This is a genomic window from Paenibacillus piri (genome assembly GCF_004354045.1).
Taxonomy (GTDB): Bacteria; Bacillota; Bacilli; order Paenibacillales; family NBRC-103111; genus Paenibacillus_S; species Paenibacillus_S piri.
Map to the genome: position 1 here is coordinate 274,134 of NZ_SMRT01000005.1, position 18,075 is coordinate 292,208.

General features: G+C 50.5%; 15 protein-coding genes. 14 read left to right on the top strand and 1 reads right to left on the bottom strand.

Annotation, left to right across the window (positions count from 1 at the left end):
* The first annotated feature begins 112 nt into the window (after positions 1 to 112).
* From secD to E1757_RS13815, 5 genes are all read left to right on the top strand, one after another.
* Positions 113 to 1,345, top strand: a complete 1,233-nt coding sequence (secD, locus tag E1757_RS13795) for a protein translocase subunit SecD (protein ID WP_133228959.1) — start codon at positions 113 to 115, stop codon at positions 1,343 to 1,345.
* Positions 1,335 to 2,231, top strand: coding sequence for a protein translocase subunit SecF (gene secF, locus E1757_RS13800; protein ID WP_133228961.1), 897 nt, complete (start codon positions 1,335 to 1,337; stop codon positions 2,229 to 2,231). The genes secD and secF overlap by 11 nt, the downstream gene beginning before the upstream one ends.
* Before the next feature lie 120 nt (positions 2,232 to 2,351).
* A complete protein-coding gene (locus E1757_RS13805; protein ID WP_133228963.1) occupies positions 2,352 to 3,290 on the top strand; it encodes a cation diffusion facilitator family transporter in 939 nt (312 codons plus the stop codon).
* A 146-nt stretch (positions 3,291 to 3,436) separates the two neighbouring features.
* Positions 3,437 to 5,884 carry a single-stranded-DNA-specific exonuclease RecJ gene (gene recJ / locus E1757_RS13810; RefSeq protein ID WP_133228965.1) on the top strand — a complete coding sequence of 816 codons (2,448 nt, stop codon included), beginning with the start codon at positions 3,437 to 3,439 and terminating at the stop codon, positions 5,882 to 5,884.
* Positions 5,881 to 6,393: an adenine phosphoribosyltransferase gene (locus E1757_RS13815; protein ID WP_133228968.1), complete on the top strand. Its 513-nt coding sequence runs from the start codon at positions 5,881 to 5,883 to the stop codon at positions 6,391 to 6,393. The genes recJ and E1757_RS13815 overlap by 4 nt, the downstream gene beginning before the upstream one ends.
* A gap of 199 nt (positions 6,394 to 6,592) precedes the next feature.
* Here the strand turns inward: E1757_RS13815 and E1757_RS13820 are convergent, their stop codons facing one another.
* Positions 6,593 to 7,681, bottom strand: a complete 1,089-nt coding sequence (locus E1757_RS13820) for a CotH kinase family protein (RefSeq protein ID WP_133228970.1) — start codon at positions 7,679 to 7,681, stop codon at positions 6,593 to 6,595.
* A gap of 118 nt (positions 7,682 to 7,799) precedes the next feature.
* Here E1757_RS13820 and E1757_RS13825 point away from each other — a divergent pair, with 118 nt between their 5' ends.
* The 9 genes from E1757_RS13825 to E1757_RS13855 all read left to right on the top strand — a co-directional run bounded on the left by E1757_RS13825 (position 7,800) and on the right by E1757_RS13855 (position 18,065).
* Positions 7,800 to 8,678, top strand: a complete 879-nt coding sequence (locus E1757_RS13825) for a hypothetical protein (protein ID WP_181956647.1) — start codon at positions 7,800 to 7,802, stop codon at positions 8,676 to 8,678.
* A 221-nt stretch (positions 8,679 to 8,899) separates the two neighbouring features.
* Entirely contained in the window at positions 8,900 to 9,439 is a 540-nt protein-coding gene (locus E1757_RS13830; protein ID WP_133228972.1) for a spore coat protein, read from the top strand.
* Between the two features lie 142 nt (positions 9,440 to 9,581).
* Complete coding sequence (locus E1757_RS35785; protein WP_165972110.1) at positions 9,582 to 10,787, top strand: hypothetical protein; 1,206 nt, start codon at positions 9,582 to 9,584, stop codon at positions 10,785 to 10,787.
* A 313-nt stretch (positions 10,788 to 11,100) separates the two neighbouring features.
* Positions 11,101 to 11,514 carry a hypothetical protein gene (locus E1757_RS13835; RefSeq protein ID WP_133228974.1) on the top strand — a complete coding sequence of 138 codons (414 nt, stop codon included), beginning with the start codon at positions 11,101 to 11,103 and terminating at the stop codon, positions 11,512 to 11,514.
* 106 nt (positions 11,515 to 11,620) lie between these two features.
* On the top strand, positions 11,621 to 12,676 hold the full coding sequence (locus E1757_RS13840) for a CotH kinase family protein (RefSeq protein WP_133228976.1): 1,056 nt from the start codon (positions 11,621 to 11,623) through the stop codon (positions 12,674 to 12,676).
* Between the two features lie 187 nt (positions 12,677 to 12,863).
* Positions 12,864 to 15,053 (top strand): RelA/SpoT family protein, encoded by a 2,190-nt coding sequence (locus E1757_RS13845; protein WP_133228978.1) that lies wholly within the window; start codon positions 12,864 to 12,866, stop codon positions 15,051 to 15,053.
* Positions 15,054 to 15,109: 56 nt separating this feature from the next.
* Positions 15,110 to 15,550 carry a D-aminoacyl-tRNA deacylase gene (dtd, locus tag E1757_RS13850; RefSeq protein ID WP_133228980.1) on the top strand — a complete coding sequence of 147 codons (441 nt, stop codon included), beginning with the start codon at positions 15,110 to 15,112 and terminating at the stop codon, positions 15,548 to 15,550.
* 103 nt (positions 15,551 to 15,653) lie between these two features.
* Positions 15,654 to 15,830 (top strand): hypothetical protein, encoded by a 177-nt coding sequence (locus E1757_RS35790; protein ID WP_165972111.1) that lies wholly within the window; start codon positions 15,654 to 15,656, stop codon positions 15,828 to 15,830.
* A gap of 288 nt (positions 15,831 to 16,118) precedes the next feature.
* Positions 16,119 to 18,065 carry an FAD-dependent oxidoreductase gene (locus E1757_RS13855; protein WP_133228982.1) on the top strand — a complete coding sequence of 649 codons (1,947 nt, stop codon included), beginning with the start codon at positions 16,119 to 16,121 and terminating at the stop codon, positions 18,063 to 18,065.
* Positions 18,066 to 18,075 lie beyond the last annotated feature (10 nt).

Genomic DNA, 18,075 nt, shown 5'->3' on the forward strand with positions numbered 1-18,075 from the left:
CTTCGCTTTCTAAATATCGCGGACTGGGGAAAGCTAACAACATAAATCGTCAAATTGACTCGATTTTCGCAGGTGGGTATAATAGGAATATTGAGTATGGAAGGAGATCGTTATGGACGTCAAAAGAATCATCGCTTTTTTAGCCATCGTTGTAATTATTTTTACATCGGTCGCGCTTACAAGTCCGCAGCTTTTAGGTAAAATCAAGCTCGGGCTGGATCTCAAAGGTGGCTTTGAAATACTGTATGTGGCAGAGCCCATCGAGGCGGGAAAGCCCGTAACGAGAGATTCGCTTACGCAAACCGCGGCAAGTCTGGAGAAACGTGCGGACGATCTCGGTATTGCGGAACCGGAAATTACAACCGAGGGCAGCGACCGTATCCGCGTCAAGTTGGCGGGTGTATCCAATGAAGAAGAAGTCCGCAAAATTATGAAAGAACCTGCAGAGCTGACATTCCGGGGGCCGGACGGTACGAAAGAAATGCTTGGCAGCGACTTTGTGGAGGGAGCGGCTAAGGTCGAATTTGACCAGACCAATCGTCCCAACATCGCGATCCAGGTAAAAGACAAAGAAAAGTTTAGAAAGGTGACCGAGAAGCTGATCGGCCAACCTCTTGCCATTTATTTGAATGAAACAAAGCTGTCCGATCCGGTTGTCCAACAAGTGCTGGGGGATGGCAGAGCGACGATTTCCGGTAACTATACATACGATGAAGCCAAGAAATTGGCGGATACGATTAATTTGGGCGCGCTTCCGCTGAAGCTGACTGAAAAGTATACGCAAAGCGTCGGCGCAACGCTGGGACAGCAGTCCTTGCATCAAACGGTTGAAGCCGGAATTATCGGCTCCATCCTGATTCTGATTTTCATGCTGACCATGTACCGCATTCCCGGTGTTGTGGCGGCTATCACGATCATTACTTATGCATGGCTGCTTCTGTTTGTGTTCGATCTGCTTAATGCGACCTTGACCTTGCCGGGAATCGCCGCTTTTATTCTCGGGATCGGGATCGCGGTGGATGCGAACATCATCACGTACGAACGTATTAAAGAAGAAATCCGCAGCGGCAAAAGCATCTTGTCCTCGCTGCGTGCCGGGTCCAAGCATTCGTTCCGAACCATTATGGATGCGAACATCACGAACATTATTGCCAGCGTAGTTCTTTATTACATCGGGAACGGCGCGATACGGGGATTTGCTTTGATCACGATCCTGAGTACGGTTTTAAGTATTATTACGAACGTGTTCTTTTCCCGCTTATTAATCCATTTGCTGATTCGCGGCAATGTGTTCAAGAAGCCCGGTTACTTTGGTGTGAAGGAGTCGGAAATCCGTGGATTATAAAATCGATTTTATAAAGAATCGCAAAAAGTTTTATATTTTCTCTCTAGCCGTCACCGTGCTGGGATTGATAATGCTGGTCGTCAGCGGGTTGAATTACGGCGTAGATTTCCGTGCCGGAACGTCCATGGATATCAACGTGGGACAAGCGATAGATCGCGCCAAGGCGGACCAAGTGTTCAAGGATGCCGGAGTCGAGCCGTCGGTAGTGACGATCGGGGGGAATTCAGACCGGATTTCCGCTCGCTTCGATAATATTTTGCCGGATGCAACGACGAAAAAGGTGAAGGATACGTTTGTCGCCGCGTTCGGAGACAAAGTGTCCCAGGAGATCAACACCGTATCGCCGGATATGGCCGTTGAATTGAGAAACAAAGCGCTGATCGCGATCGCCATCGCGAGTGTGGCCATTTGCATTTATGTGACGATCCGGTTTGAATGGCGGTTTGCGATTGCTTCGATTATCGCGATTTTGCACGATGCTTTTGTGGTTATCTCATTTTTTGCGATATTCCGTCTTGAGGTGAATTTGCCGTTTATGGCAGCCGTGCTGACGACAATCGGTTATTCGATCAACGATAAAATCGTTATTTTTGACCGGGTGCGGGAAAATCTCCGTTTTACCAAGCTGAAAACGTCCGACGATTTATCGCATTTGTTGAATGACAGTATTTGGCAGACAATGTCCCGGAATATTAATACGGTATTGACGGTTCTGGTCGCAGCAGTCTGTTTGCTTATTTTCGGCAGCGAGTCCATCAAACTGTTCGCCCTGGCCAAAATTATCGGTCTTTCGAGCGGGGCTTATTCTTCAATCTGTATTGCGGGACCTTTATACTACTATTTCAAAAATAAAGCTATCGGTTCTAAAAAGAAGGTTCCAGCGTAAAACAACAATATAACGGCCGCGCGAAATGGTGAGTTTCGGCGGCTTTTCTCTAGAAAACCTTCATTGCGAATAATAATACGCACAACGATAAAACCATTTATTGCTTGGAGGAGTGACCTCATGACAGACGAACGTTTCAACAAGGCGGGGCTTGGCGTCTGGGTTGGTGTTGTTTGCAACATTGCTTTGGCGGTCATGGAGGGGCTTGTCGGTTTTTTATCCGGAAGTAAAGTGCTTGTTGCCGACGCATTGCATTCGGCCGCGAATGCAGCCGGCTTGTCAGCCTCTTGGATCAGAGGACGCGCCGCCAAGCATCCATTGCCCGATGGGCATAGCAGAACAAAAGCGATTGCTGCTATTACTGTTTCTATATTATTGCTTCTGCTTGGTTTGGAATGCGGAATGTATAATTTGAAAGCGATCTATGCCGGAATCGACGCGCCGCCTGCAGCTTTCGCATTTGTCGCCGTTATCATTTCAATTATTGTCAAAGAAATGATATTCTGGAGTAAGTACCGATTAGGCGGGTTCTCCAGGCAGGCGCTGTTTTCAAATCCGCAGGAACGCAGATTCGATGCTTGCTGTTCGATTGCCGTGCTGGTGGGTGTCGGCGGCGCATGGGCAGGTCATTACCTGGGAAATATTTATTTATATTACTTGGATCCGTTAGCAGGGCTGTTTATTGCAGCAGTTCTTATTCGAATGGGCTACGTGCTGTTGAGAGACGTGCTCCCGCATGCGGCCGATACCGCGCTTCGGGATGAGGACGCCGCCGAGCTGCTTCGGACGGTGCAAACGGTCAAAGGCGTTATTGCCGTCGACGAATTAAAAGCCCGCGAGCATGGCCATTATGTCATCATCGATGTGAAAATAAGCGTGAACCCGCGGATCAGCGTGCTGGAAGGGCATGACGTTGCCAGATATGTAAAACAAATTTTGATGAAACGGTTTACGCATGTTTCGGACGTGTTCATTCAAGTTCATCCGTACGATCCAGGCTATCCTTATAAAAATAATGTCGATCCCGAACATGACGATCACCCGTCGTTATTGCATTGAACTGCATTCCGCAGCAAACCGGGTTGCCGGGCGGACGCTGATGTAGGGAAAGGGCAGAACTTACGAGGCCATTGTTGGGAAAAAACGGTGCTTCATGCTTATGATGCAAACTTTTCCGTAGAGAAAAGTTGTTAGGAGGTAACAGCATGCTTCATGCAAGAGCAAGATGGAACACCAACGAAGCGGATGACGAGCAGGTCGAGCGGTTGGCGAAAGCGCTTGAGATCGAACCGCTGATTGCCCGGCTGCTGATTGTCCGGGGAATGGCGGACATAGAGCATGCCTCGGTCTTTTTACATGGAGGAACGGATCTTACCCACGATCCGTTCCTTTTAGATGGAATGGACAAAGCGGCCAGCCGTATCCGGCGGGCTTTGGAGCGCGGCGAGAAGATTCGCATATACGGCGATTACGATGCGGACGGAGTAAGCAGCACCACATTGATGGTGCATCTGCTTCGACAATTGAATGCCGTATTCGACTATTACATACCCCATCGGGTGCATGAAGGCTACGGCTTGAATAAAAATGCCATCATGGCGGCCCATGAGCAAGAAATCGGCCTGATCATAACCGTCGATACAGGCATCAGCGCTGTTGAAGAAATCGCGTTTGCGGCCGAGCTCGGAATGGATGTGATCGTAACCGACCATCACGAGCCTCCGGAGTTTTTGCCGGAAGCCGCTTACGTGCTAATCAATCCGAAGAAGCCCGGCTGTCCGTATCCGTTTAAGCAGCTGGCCGGTGTCGGCGTTGCGCTAAAGCTTGCGCAGGCGCTGCTCGGTCGTTGGCCGGAGGAACTGCTGGAGTTTGCGGCAATCGGTACGATTGCCGACTTGATGCCGCTGCAGGACGAGAACCGGATTATCGTCAAACAAGGCGTTAAGCGGATGCAGTCTACGGCGAACCGGGGCATCCGCGCTCTGCTTCAGGTAGCGGGCATTCAGCCGAAAGATGTGAATGCGACCCATATCGGCTTTGCGCTGGCGCCCCGGATCAATGCGAGCGGAAGACTGAACAATGCGGATGACGCCGTCCGGCTGTTGATTGCGGAGCAGGAGATGGAAGCGGAGCAGCTGGCATTCGAGCTGGATCAGTTGAACAAGGAGAGGCAGCGCCTGGTTGATGAAATGGCGAAGCAGGCCGTAGCGATGATGGAGCAAAAATCGGCTGCCGGTTTGTCGAACAACGTGATCGTGCTCGCTCACGAAGATTGGAATGTGGGCGTAATTGGCATTGTCGCCTCCAAAATGGTCGATAAATATTACCGTCCGGCTATTATCTTTGGCATCGACAAACAATCGGGCATGGCCAAAGGCTCCGCCCGTTCCATTGCCGGGTTTGATGTATATCGGGCTTTGACGCACTGCCACGATCTGATGGAGCATTTCGGCGGTCACCAGGCTGCGGCAGGTATGACCTTGAGCAGCGAGCATTTGCCCGAGCTGGAGCGCCGGTTGAATGGAATGGCGGAGGAATGGCTCACACCCGACGATTTCATGCCGCTGCTTCATGCCGACATAGCATGCTCGCTTGACGATATCGGGATTAAGACGATCCAGCAGCTGGAGCAGCTGGGGCCGTTCGGTATGGGAAATCCGGTGCCGAAATTCGTCGTCTCGAACGTATGCTGTCAAGAGCTGCGCACGATCGGAAAGGAACAGCAGCATATTAAACTGACGCTGCAGCAGAGCAGGGCGGAGTCGGCATCCGCATTGGATGCGGTAGGCTTCAACAAAAGCTCCGTCATGCCGTGGATTTCGTCAACGGCGTCTCTTGATATCATCGGCGAGCTATCGATAAACGAATGGAACGGAATTCGCAAGCCGCAAATGATGATTCAGGACTTGCGGGTACCGCATATCCAGCTGTTCGACTGGCGCGGCGCATCGAGACTCGAGATTCGGCTGCGGGAGCTGTCCGAGCGGCTGGCATCCGATCATGCCGGTGCCGATAAAAAGCAAGCGGCGCTGATCACGTTCCAGTCTGCAAATAAAGAGCTTGTGCTGAAATGGGGAGACAGCTTCCCCGTATGGGGCTATGATTCTAACGCCGGCGGCCGCTGCCTGGCGCTTAACGAGCTGGCGCGCAATCAGCCGCTTGAAGCGTCCCCCGATCTGGTGCTGTACGACCTTCCCGCCAATTTGTCGGTACTGTCCGATACCGTGGGAAGGGCCGACTGCGCTCAACGGTTTTATGCTGTATTTGAGAGCGGAGCTTCTGCTCACGGAACGCTGCCTACGAGAGATATGTTCAAAACCGTATATGCCTCCGTTCATCAGCAGAACAACCGGTGTTTGCCTGATGCCGCTTTTATTCAGGTATTGTCCAAGCGCTCAGGCTTTTCCGAATCGCTGATCACATTTATGCTGGATGTGTTTATGGAGCTCGGACTCATTCGGCATACGGAAGCCGGCTATATGCCGGCGGAGACGACGGGGAAAAAGGAACTGAGCCTGTCCATAAAATATCAGCAGCGCCAAAAATGGATGGAAGCCGAGCAAACACTGCTTTATTCCAGCGCGCTGCAGCTGCAGGAGTGGTTTTTGGAACAACGAGGTCTCACTAAACCGTTATTGGAGGATATCATATGAATTTCAAGGAATACATTCGTGTCATCGAAAATTTCCCGCAGCCGGGCATCAGCTTTAAAGATATTACGACGCTGCTGCAGAACGGTCCGGTTTACAAAGAAGTGATCAACGACCTGGCCCGCAGACTGAAGGATGTGGAGATTGACTGTGTCGCAGGTCCCGAAGCCAGAGGCTTCGTAATCGGCGCGCCGCTCGCTGTTGCGCTCGGGGTTGGCTTTGTGCCGATTCGCAAGAGCGGCAAGCTGCCGGGAGAAACGATCGAGGCGGATTACGCGCTCGAATATGGCAAAGATAAGCTTGCCATGCACAAGGACGCGATCGCTCCGGGACAAAGGGTGCTGATCGCCGACGACCTGCTGGCGACGGGGGGAACCATCGCCACGTCCATCAATCTGGTGAAGCAGTTGGGCGGGACGGTTGCCGGCGCGGCTTTTCTGATCGAGCTGGCCGAATTAAACGGAAGAGAGAAGCTGGGCAATATCGATATTATTTCATTGGTTACCTATTAAAAACCGCAAAGCTCTAAACAATACAATAAAGCCCTGCACTATGCGGGAAGGCTGACGATAACGGATGTCGTTTGTCAGCCTCCCGGCATATGTGCTGGGCTTTTTATATTTGAATATACTTTGCTTCGCACAAACTTGATAAACGCGCTCGTTCCCGGAGGACGGCGAAGCCGTTTATCCTGTCCATCAGTTCCTTACTTTATTGCAGTTGAATGAGCTTATCCAGCAGGTAAGACCTCCTCTTGCGGATATAAGTCAATATAAAATTCGCCTCGCGATCGAATGTTTCGATATCCTGTTTTTTGTACGGATCGAGAAGGACATAGGGACGAATAAGCTTTTGCAGGTTCACGATATAAGGCTCCAAATAAGCGACGGTAAACCGGGTCTCAAGAATGCTTTCAAGCAGCGATTTGTAGACGAGTCGATATTCCGGTATATCCAGCAGGCGGGACGTGAGTGTGTTGAAACCTTGAATGGGAACATAGTCGTACTCCATTATTTCGCCGTGAATATCTCTCCCCCACGTAGCGTCATAATCCCATGGAATAACCTCGAACAGCCCGGATTGACCGCTGCGGTACAGGGCGTAGTTTTGGATGAAGCCGTCATAGTTTTGAGTGCATACAACGCCGGCCAGCCAAAGGAAATACATAGGAAGGTCAATCCATTTGGCAATTTCGGCTTTGAAATCGGAAGGATGAAGAGTATTGATTTTGTAAACAAGCTCCCGTATGAGGCCGATATCCTCTTTGTTCCCGATCTTTAGCGTGTAGCCCGATTCGAGGGAAGATTTGGCTTTCTTATCAGGTGCAATTAAGGAGAAATTGGCGTCGTCATTGCTGGCATAAAAGATCGTTCCGTCCGCAAGACCCCTTTTCTTCAGAAACAGATCATCCACGGATTCCAGCTGCCAATAAAGCCCGGCGTTGGAGCCGTTCAGCTTTAAAAAGACAGGGTCGGCGGAAGGCGCCAAATTTCCTATTTCTTTAAAAAAATCAAAGGAGAGCTTGCTGCGAATCATCGACGGATCCCTGTATTCGGCGTTTAGATGAAGCTCCCGCACACCTGAAAACATGGACGGGGACCGGAAGAGCAGTTGAAACGATTTTTTTCTCATCTTACGGATATGATAGCCGCGATATTGGATGCCGATCCTGTACGACTTTTGGTTAACCGTAAATTTGGCGGGAACAGGAATATCATCCCAAACATGATTTTGCAGCGTTTTATAATCCTGGTTGTTCACGAAAATTTGATACGTAGCAACCTGCTGCGGTAGCTCCATGATACCATCTGCCTTTTTTTCCATTATCATATGCGAAGGTTCATTTTTTCGTGATATTGCCTAGAGCAACGCTATTTCACTCGCATAAAATATTCTACTCTCGTTGTGAGGGATTAATATGGGTGAGGTGAGTTTGTTGGTTGCCTTGACTGAGGTGGAGATTAAAGAACTTGTTGAAGACTCAATAGGTACGGAGCTGGAGAAATATTTGGATCAAAATCCAAAAGGGCCGGAAGCGCGCAAAAGCTCCGGCGGTTCCAGAGGCTCCAGAGGTTCGGGAGGCTCGAAAGGCAGGAGCTCCAAGGGCTCGGGAGGCTCGAGAGGCTCGAAAGGCAAAGGCTCCAGAGGCTCGAAAGGCAAAGGCTCCAGAGGCTCGAAAGGCAAAGGCTCCAGAGGCTCGAAAGGCAAAGGCTCCAGAGGCTCGGGAGGCAAAGGCTCGAGAGGCTCGAAAGGCAAAGGCTCCAGAGGCTCGGGAGGCAAAGGCTCGAGAGGCTCGAAAGGCAAAGGCTCGAGAGGCTCGAAAGGCAAAGGCTCCGGAGGTTCGGGAGGCAAAGGCTCCAAAGGCTCGAAAGGCAAAGGCTCCGGAGGTTCGGGAGGCAAAGGCTCGAGAGGCTCGAAAGGCAAAGGCTCGGGAGGCTCAAGAGGTTCCAAGGGATCGGAAGGCTCAAGAGGTTCGAGAGGTTCGAGAGGATCGAAGGGGCCAAAAGGTCCGTTGGGTCCTAAAGGCTCTAAAGGCTCGAAAGGCTCGAAAGGCTCTAAAGGCTCTAAAGGCTCCAAAGGCTCCAAAGGCTCCAAAGGCTCGAAAGGCTCGAAAGGCTCGAAAGGCTCGAAAGGCTCGAAAGGCTCGAAAGGCTCTAAAGGCTCTAAAGGCTCTAAAGGCTCTAAAGGCACTAAAGGCACTAAAGGCTCCAAAGGCTCTAAAAGCTCTAAAGGGTCTAAAGGCTCTAAAGGCTCTAAAGGCTCCAAAGGTTCCAAAGGCTCGAGAGGCAGAGGGTAAACCCCAAATCGCTTCTTTATTAAATAATAGCTAAAAAGGCTTTCCCCGGTACCATATCGTAAAGGGGAGAGCCTATTGTTTTGATATGGAAGTAGCCGGGTTTCTAGTAGACATTAGCGGAAAAATGAGGGAACTAGGTATATGCACCAGTCACAATTATCGTGCCTTTAATATAAATGTTGGTGTAACCCAATTATCGAAGAAAAGAGGGATTGAGTTCTATGGATATTGAAAGTTTAAGCTTATTAGTGGGTCGTACTGTTCGTATCGACAGAGGAGGACCCGAATCAAAAACAGGAAAACTACTGTCCGCCAAAGTAGACCATCTCGTACTTTCCACCGAAAACGAGGGAACGCTTTACTACCAGATGGCCCACATTAAAAGCTTGACATTGGATGCCCGTGATGTTTCGGATCTTACCGATGTTCCTCCGCCGGTAACGGAGGAAGAACCGACACCGATTATTCCAAGGTTCATCGATGTCGAGCAATTTAATGCAGTCATGGAAAACATGGTCTATCGTTGGGTTCAAATCAACCGCGGAGGTCCTGAGAAAATCGAAGGTGTGTTGATCGAAGCATCGTCCGACGAAGTAAAGATGGTTGTGGGCAACGAGGTTATCCACATACTGCCGTTTCACGTCCGCAATGTCAGCTTCGGGCTGGCAAAGAAGAATGATCAGAACAAGAATGACCAGAACAAGAATGACCAGAACAAGAAAGATGGCAACAAGCAGGAAGCCAAAGAAGGGAGCAAATAATCCTAGTATATAAGGGTTTAAATAGCCGACCACTCAGCGGCTATTTTTATTAATCAATGGTACCACCGCTATGCACGAGCATCGTTAGTGTATTACATGAGATACATTTACCATTCTATTAATGGTGGAAAGGAGAAATGACATGCAGCCCGTAGCTATGAGCAGTCTTTTGTGGATGGTCGGTAAAATGGTTCGAATTAACAGCAGCGGCCCCGATTCGAAGCCCGGAAGGCTTATTGCCGTTAAAGAGGATCACTTGATTCTGCTATCCGAAGGACATTTCTATTATTATCAAACCCAGCATATTAAAAGCTTGACCATCGATAGCAGCGATGAGCCGTCCAACCCGGATCCTTTGCTTGAGCAGCGCAAATTTTTGGATGTGGCAAACTTCAGCGACCTTTTTAACAAAATGCTCTTCCGTAAAATTCAGATCAATCAGAGCGGTCCGGAAAGCTACAATGGTATATTGTGCCGTGTGCTTCCGAGCCATCTCGTTATCGTGCAAGGACATGAAGTCATAAGGGCCGTGGCGTCTCATATCCGCAGCGTCAGCTTGAATCTTCGCAACCAGAACGCCGAGTCAGGTGCCAATTCAAACTCAGGATCAAACAATGGTGCAGGATCGAGCAGTGGTACAGGATCGAATAATGGTGCCGGCTCAGGGGCAGCGGATGGCACCGGTACCGTTTCCTCGACGTCGGCGGGAGATGGCAATAACAATGCCGCTAATACTCGGATTGACCGAGGTGCTTCGTACACGCTGGCTCATGACCCTGAAGATCCCGTAGATCCCGCAGATCCCGCAGATCCCGCAGATCCCGCAGATCCCGGAGCTGCACCGCTTAATCCGGGTTCAGCCCCCGTTGCCAATAAAGTTCCAGACTATCGCTCTTCCTCAGCCGTAAAAACAACGAAAAGACGGAAAAAGAGAACAGTCAAAAAAGCGAAAAGAGGGTCCTTTTCTCGCAACCGGGTATGTCGTAAACACGTATCCCGTAAGCGGGCATCCCGAAAAAAGGTAACTCGTAAACGGGTATGCCGCAAACAGTCGTCTCGCAAGCGGGTAGATCGACTACGCGGAACTCTGAAGCGGACGGCGCTTATAGCGTCAGCCAAACGTACGACACCACGATGGAAGCCAAAGGCCAAGGTTGGTACGGTACAGAGAAAGACTGTGAAAATCGCCGGCTTCAACAACGTGAATGCATCCAGTGCTCATCCGGGGAAAGGCAGATCGTTCAAAAAATGGTCGTTTTGGAGCAAAAAGCGTAAAAGCCCGGGCTTGCCTAAAATCAAAAAAATGTGGGTCGCGAATTACTTGCGTAAATCATACGCGGTACGCTAATGTGACTATCGGAGAGGGAATTGATCGCTGACCGGAAACGGGCACAATTCGATAACGTTCCCTCTCCTGACTTTGGTACATTTTTTGATAAAGCGCTTTGTACCAAGTTCATATAGTAATATATGTTTCGTGCCAAAAGATGTACTAGTTGTAAATCTATTTTATGAATAATTCTCACATATTATCTCATTTCAAATCACTCTATTTATATCATTTTTACAAGCAAGTTTGAAAATTGATAGAGTTGTCTATAGCATCTATTCTTCCATTTACATAAATTAGTATATCTCAAGCGAAAGGAGGTATACGATCAATGAAACGAAAACAATACCGTACCGGTTACAGCGTCTCTCTCAATAATCTTAATCGGACAAGCAATAACCGCTCTTCCGGCCACCGTTCGGGAGGTCATCCCAATTTAAGCGCAGGGATGACAGGCTGTCGTTCATGCGAGCGTTTCGACCATATCCGTTCGTTTGGAAACCATTCGTTCGAAAACCGATCGATGGGCAACCGTTCGTTCGGAAGCCGTTCGTTTGGCAATCGTCCAAGCGAGAGTCGCTCGATAGGCCGCTCAATCGGAATGAGAAGCCCGGGAAGACGCATATGCGGCACGATACCGTTCTGGAGCATGCCTGGCCACTGCCGAAGCTTTGGCAACCGGACCATCGGTCATCGAACTGTCGGCAATCGGACAAGCGGCGTCGGAGAAGAGAATGAAGAGTAAAAGCCGTGTCAGCAGCGGAGACAATTGAATAAATTGTAGTACCGTAAAAAGTCTATCATCATCGATAGGCTTTTATTTTTCCGAGAAAGGCGGTGCTGCAAGACTAATGCCCTTGATCACACGGAATATCGTCATCGGTCGGAAACAGCTCGAGCAGTTGGAGAAGAACGTATGGAGCGAAGATTATGTGCGAGCTTACATGCTCGTTCATGGAAAAAAACAACCGGTCCGGCTGCGTTACCGAGGCGGACATACGAGAGAATACCCGCAAAAATCATACGAAATCGTACGCAAGGGAAAAATATATCATTATAACGCGGAAGCGGATGATCCTTCCATGATTCGCAATGCGTTATCGTTCCGCTTTTTCCGTAATATCGGCGTTCCCAGTCCCAAAACGAAGCATTGCCTTTTAACATTGAACGGACAAAGCCTGGGGGTGTACCTGGAAATCGAAGGTGTCGACAAACTGTTTTTTCAAAAGCGCGGCATTGCGGTTCGATCGTTATTTTATGCGGGAAATGATTATGCGAATTTCAGTCTGACGAAGCCCGGTACACAAATAAGAAAAAAATCTTTATTCAGCGGATACGAACGGATTATAGGCGGTAAGAAGGAAGTCGAACAGTGGAAATCGTTTATTTTAAAGCTGAACTCGTTGAGCGGCCGGCAGCTGCTTCAATATTTGAAGCTGAAGCTCGATATCGCCAATTATTTGCACTGGCTTGCCGGCGCTGTGCTTACGGGGAATTATGACGGCTTCGATCAAAACTACGCGGTGTACCGGCATAAAACGAAACTAACGTACCGGATGATTCCTTGGGATTATGAAGGCACATGGGGACGAAACTGCTACGGCAAAAAAGTTGAAAGCGACCTGGTCAAAGTGACCGGCTACAATGTGCTGACGAGAAAGCTTCTGGCTTACCCGGCGATCCGCAAACAGTATAAAAAACTGCTCGTTCAACTATTGAACCGGCATTTCACAGTTCGTCAACTCGATCCTCTCGTCAGGAGAATGACAGGCAATATCGCAACTTACATCCACAAGGATGGCAATCGGAAATGGTCCAGAGCGGAGTTTGACGGTGAGCCCGCGGTCATTCGAGCGTATATAAAAGAACGGAGAAAACGGGTGAAAGCAGCGCTTCAAGATTTATAATCATAGCAATCGTTCGGGAATGATACGGATTTTGTCCGTTGAACGCGCTCGTCCCGAAGGACGGCGAAGCCGTTTATCCTTGAAAGGCAGTGTCAAAATTTGTCGAAATAGCGCAAACAAGTTGACGTCCACCCTATTTCAAAGGCATAATAAATTAAAATCGAATTAAGGGAATGGATAAACGAAAATGGGGATAGAGCAGCTTCTTGAGAAAGCGTCCGGCTATATAAAAGAAAATGATCTGAAGCGTATAAGAGAAGCCTACGAATTTGCTGAACAGGCGCATTCCGGCCAAGTTCGCAAGTCAGGCGAGCCTTATATTTTGCATCCGCTGGCTGTTGCCGAAATTTTGGTGAACATGCAGATGGATACAACCTCAATCATCGCCGCGCTGCTTCATGATGTTGTTGAAGACACGACGGTGTCGCTCGAATCCGTTAACGAGAAATTCGGGAAAACATGCGCCATGCTGGTTGACGGTTTGACCAAGCTGGAGAAAATTAAATTCAAGAGCAAGGAAGAGCAGCAGAACGAAAATTACCGGAAAATGTTCGTTGCGATGGCTCAGGACATCCGTGTCATTTTAATCAAATTGGCGGATCGCCTTCATAATATGCGTACTTTAAAGCATCAATCCGAGGAAGCCCAACGGCGGATTGCGGATGAAACGCTGGAAATTTTTTGTCCGATTGCGCACCGGCTCGGGATTTCGGCGATCAAGTGGGAGATGGAGGATATTGCCCTCCGTTATTTGAATCCGCAGCAGTATTACCGGATCGTCAATCTGATGCAAAAAAAGCGGACCGAGCGCGAGCAATACATCGATAACGTCATTAATACGGTACGAGGGAAGCTGTCCGAAATGGGGACCGATGCGGATATTTCCGGACGCCCCAAACATATTTACAGCATTTACAAGAAAATGACCGCGCGCAACAAGCAGTTCAACGAAATTTACGATTTGCTCGCCCTCCGCATCATTGTCGAAAATATAAAAGATTGCTATGCTACGCTGGGCATCATCCATACGCTGTGGAAGCCGATGCCCGGACGGTTTAAAGATTATATCGCCATGCCGAAGCCGAATATGTACCAGTCGCTGCATACGACGGTTATCGGGCCGAAGGGGGAGCCGCTCGAGGTGCAAATCCGCACCTATGAGATGCACAAAACGTCGGAGTACGGCGTAGCCGCTCACTGGGCGTATAAAGAAGGCGGTACCGCGGCGTCGGGAACGTTCGAGGATAAAGTGGGCTGGTTCCGCGAAATTTTGGAGCTGCAGCAGGATGCCGAGGACGCTTCGGAATTCGTGGAATCGCTGAAAATGGATTTCTTCTCCGATCTGGTGTTTGTCTTTACGCCGAAAGGCGAAGTTATTGAGCTGCCCGCGGGCTCGGTACCGCTTGATTTCGCGTACCGGATTCATACGGAGGTCGGAAACCGGACGATCGGGGCCAAAGTAAACGGCCGCATCGTACCGCTTGACCATAGACTGAAGACAGGGGACATTATCGAAATTTTGACCTCCAAGCATTCGTACGGACCGAGCCAGGACTGGATCAAGCTGGCGCAGTCGTCGCATGCGAGAAGCAAAATCAGGCAATGGTTCAAGAAGGAAAGGCGCGAAGAAAACGTCGAGAAGGGCAAAGACGCCGTCGAGCGCGAGCTGAAACGGCTCGGTATCGAGCCGTACACCTTGATGAAGGATGAAGAGCTGAACGAAGTCGCCAAAAAATTCAATTTCCACGAAATTGAAGACATGTACTCGGCCATCGGATTCGGAGGTATAACGGCGGCTCAGATCGTGACCCGGTTGACCGAAAAAATGCGTAAAGAGGCGGAGGAAGCGCAGCTCAATGCGATGCAGCTTTCCAGTGAGATCAAGGAAGTGAAAGCTCCCGTCGAGCGCAAAGGGCGTCCGACCCACGGGGTGCGCGTGAAAGGCGTCGACAATCTGCTCGTCCGATTTGCGCGCTGCTGCAATCCGGTACCCGGCGATTCCATAATCGGCTATATCACCCGGGGCCGGGGCGTATCCGTCCATCGGTCGGACTGTACGAATATTCCGGCTCCGGAGAATGATGACGAAGCGAACCGCATGATCGAGGTCGAATGGGCCGATTCCGTGGAAGCGAACTACAATGTGGAGATCGAAATTACCGGCCATGACCGCCGTGCCCTATTAAATGAGGTTTTGCAGGCCGTTTCGGAGAGCAAGACCGTGATTTCGGCCGTATCCGGCCGTTCCGACAAAAACAAGATGGCCGTCATCCATATGACCATTCTGATTCGGAATATCGAGCATTTGCATGCGGTTGTCGAAAAAATTAAACGGGTCAAGGACGTCTATTCGGTGCAGCGGATTATGCAGACCTGATCTGTACCGTCGCGATTGGACATAACTGATTACTTAAAGCTGAGGATGAAGGTTGCATGAGAATTGTCATACAGCGCAGCAAGCAGGCGCAAGTTACCGTTGAAGGGGCTGTTGTCGGTGCGATCGACCATGGTCTTGTTCTGCTGGTTGGCGTGACCCACGAGGATACGGAACAGGATGCCCGGTATGCCGCGGAAAAAATAGCGGGACTTCGCATTTTCGAGGACGACAGCGGCAAAATGAATTTATCCGTCAAGGAAACGGGAGGACAAATTCTTTCCGTATCGCAATTTACGCTGTACGGCGATTGCCGTAAAGGGAAACGGCCGAACTTTATGGCCGCGGCTCGTCCGGAGCTGGCGGAGCCGTTGTACATGCGGTTGAACGAGCTGCTGAGCGATCAAGGGTTGCAGGTTGAAACCGGGGTATTCGGCGCAATGATGGACGTCTCTCTGATCAACGACGGACCGGTGACGCTCATTATCGATACTCGGTAACCGTTGACGAGCTGCAGACGGATCTGCCGAACGGATTAAGCTGTGCCGGAATTGGACAAGCTAAGCTTATCGAATCCAACAGGATAAAGGAGCTTATTGAATCATGCATCAATCCGGCAAAGAAAAAATAGTTACGCTCCCCGAGCAGCAATTGCTGCACTGCAGTGTGGCCGATTGTACCGGGATGATCGCCGCCGGGCTTAGCGGAAATGAGCTCGATGCCGATTATTCCTCCGTAAGCGAGCAAATGAAGCAGCTGCCGCGCAAAACGTATCGATAATCGGCTGCAGCACAGTAGACCTCCGGACGGCCTGCCGACACGGCGGGTCTTTTTTTGTTGAAACGAGTCGCAGAGAAGTACCGTATATCATAGAGGACCGGTGAATAGCAACGACGAAAGCCTTGATACCAGAACAACGGACGTGGTATTGCCGGGCTACCGGAGCACTGCGTTTTCATCTGGGTTCGGCCTGTGTTAAACTATACCTAGTTTTTTTTGAGAGGAGCAAGCTGAAGCTTGATAGGAACAGGTTCTGCGGGATTAAAATACTAGCTTACGAGGTGGAAAATGGGAAAAGCAGGTTACTCGACCGGAAATCAAAGGGGATGGCTGCTCGTTATCGTCGCATGCCTGTTAGTGGCTGCTGCGGGGGCCGCGGTCTATTTGCTTGCCGTAAAAAGAGGAGGAGCGGGCGGGCACCCGCAGGCGGTAACAGAAGTAAGATCGGTTAAGGAGATCAGGAACAGCTACGATGTCATCGTGGTTGGAACCGACCCGGAAGGAATTGCGGCGGCGGTATCCGCAGCGCGGAACGGGATGAAGACGCTGCTGGTCGACTCGCGCAAACGCGATGTGCTTGGCGGGTTATTTACCGAAGGCTGGTTGAACAGCATCGACATGAACTACGAGCCGGCCAAAAACCTGATGTCCAAGCACGAGATTATGAATAAGGGCATTTTCAGCGAGTGGTACGGTAAAATCGAAGGCGATTCTTTTGATGTGACAACGGCCGCCAACGCGTTTTACGATATGGTTGCAAAAGAGAAAAATATCGACTTGTATATGCATGCCAAAGCGGTGGAACCGATTACGGAAGACGCCGGGGGCATGAAAAAAATGAAAGGGATCGCCATCACCAAAACGGATGGGGGCGTCATGCCCGTACAGGCGAAGGCGGTCATCGACGCGACGCAGGACGGCGATATTGCCGCGGCGGCCGGAGTTCCCTACACCGTCGGCCGAGAGGACCTGGCCGACCCGAAGAGCCGGATGGCCGTTACAGCCGTGTTCCGGTTGAACAATATTACGCCGGAGCGGTGGAAGCAGTTCGCCAAAGTGGTTGCCGCCGAAGACAAGGGGCAGGGCGCTTATGGCGTGAACGAACGAAGCCTGTGGGGCTTAATCAAGATGCAAAATTATGAAGCGGTAAACAAGGAGCGCGTACGGATGCGCGGACTGAACGGCGGGCTGCTCAACGATAACACGATGCTGGTCAACGCGCTGCAAATTTTCAATGTCGATCCGTTCGATCCGAAATCAAGGGAAGAAGCGCAGACGATCGCCAAGGACGAGCTGCCCCATGTGCTGGCATACTTGAAAAAGATGTATCCCGAGTTCGAAGGCGTCGAGCTGGATGGGATCGCCCCGGAGCTTTATGTGCGCGAATCGCGGCATATCCAGGGTGAATATCGTCTGAGCATCATCGATTTGCTCGAAAATCGGGATCAATGGGACCGAATCGCTTTCGGCGGTTACCCGGTCGACATCCAGCGGACGAGTCCGCTGGATAACGGTGCCGTTGTTATTGATCCGGATAAGTACGCCATCCCGTTCCGCAGTCTGGTGCCGCTCAAGGTGGACGGGCTGTTGGTTGTCGGCAAAGCGGCAAGCTACGATACGCTGCCGCACGGAAGCGCACGGGTCGTTCCCGTCGGGATGGCCGAGGGCGAAGCGGCCGGAGCCGCAGCCCGATTTGCGATCGAGCAAAACATGACGTTCCGGCAGCTGTCGGCGTCCAAGGATGCAATCGCCCAGTTGCAGGCGCAGCTTATCAAGCAAGGGATGGATTTGAAGCCGTTCAACATAAAGCCGGCCCCGTTTATGGAGCATAAATCGTACGAGGGCCTGAAAACGGCGGTCAGTCTGGGACTGTCCACCGGCGGGTACAAAAACGAATTTGATCTGGACAAGCCGTCAAATCAGCAGCGGATGGTCAATATGCTGGAAGGCATGCGCAAGTTCAAGCCGTCTGTGCTTGCCGGCAGCGCCGCGACCGTTATCGCCGGTGTGAAAGAGGCGAACAAGCTGCCGCTGTCTCTGGAAACGGCGGCGCAAATGACAGCGTCGATATTGAAGATAAGCGTGACACAAGGCAAGGCGGCCGACGAGCTGCTGGCCAAAGGCATTCTGAGCAAAGCGGCCCTGGATTCGATTGCGAATAAGCAGGAGCTCAGCAATGGGGATACCTACATGATTATTAACGACGTATATAAGCAGCTGAAGTCGGCAAAATAAGTGGGGAAGC

Coding starts and splice junctions, on each gene's coding strand:
- secD (WP_133228959.1), top strand. CDS start 113: ATGGACGTCAAAAGAATCATCGCTTTTTTAGCCATCGTTGTAATTATT.
- E1757_RS13805 (WP_133228963.1), top strand. CDS start 2,352: ATGACAGACGAACGTTTCAACAAGGCGGGGCTTGGCGTCTGGGTTGGT.
- recJ (WP_133228965.1), top strand. CDS start 3,437: ATGCTTCATGCAAGAGCAAGATGGAACACCAACGAAGCGGATGACGAG.
- E1757_RS13815 (WP_133228968.1), top strand. CDS start 5,881: ATGAATTTCAAGGAATACATTCGTGTCATCGAAAATTTCCCGCAGCCG.
- E1757_RS13820 (WP_133228970.1), bottom strand. CDS start 7,681: ATGGAGCTACCGCAGCAGGTTGCTACGTATCAAATTTTCGTGAACAAC.
- E1757_RS13825 (WP_181956647.1), top strand. CDS start 7,800: ATGGGTGAGGTGAGTTTGTTGGTTGCCTTGACTGAGGTGGAGATTAAA.
- E1757_RS13830 (WP_133228972.1), top strand. CDS start 8,900: ATGGATATTGAAAGTTTAAGCTTATTAGTGGGTCGTACTGTTCGTATC.
- E1757_RS35785 (WP_165972110.1), top strand. CDS start 9,582: ATGCAGCCCGTAGCTATGAGCAGTCTTTTGTGGATGGTCGGTAAAATG.
- E1757_RS13835 (WP_133228974.1), top strand. CDS start 11,101: ATGAAACGAAAACAATACCGTACCGGTTACAGCGTCTCTCTCAATAAT.
- E1757_RS13840 (WP_133228976.1), top strand. CDS start 11,621: ATGCCCTTGATCACACGGAATATCGTCATCGGTCGGAAACAGCTCGAG.
- E1757_RS13845 (WP_133228978.1), top strand. CDS start 12,864: ATGGGGATAGAGCAGCTTCTTGAGAAAGCGTCCGGCTATATAAAAGAA.
- dtd (WP_133228980.1), top strand. CDS start 15,110: ATGAGAATTGTCATACAGCGCAGCAAGCAGGCGCAAGTTACCGTTGAA.
- E1757_RS35790 (WP_165972111.1), top strand. CDS start 15,654: ATGCATCAATCCGGCAAAGAAAAAATAGTTACGCTCCCCGAGCAGCAA.
- E1757_RS13855 (WP_133228982.1), top strand. CDS start 16,119: ATGGGAAAAGCAGGTTACTCGACCGGAAATCAAAGGGGATGGCTGCTC.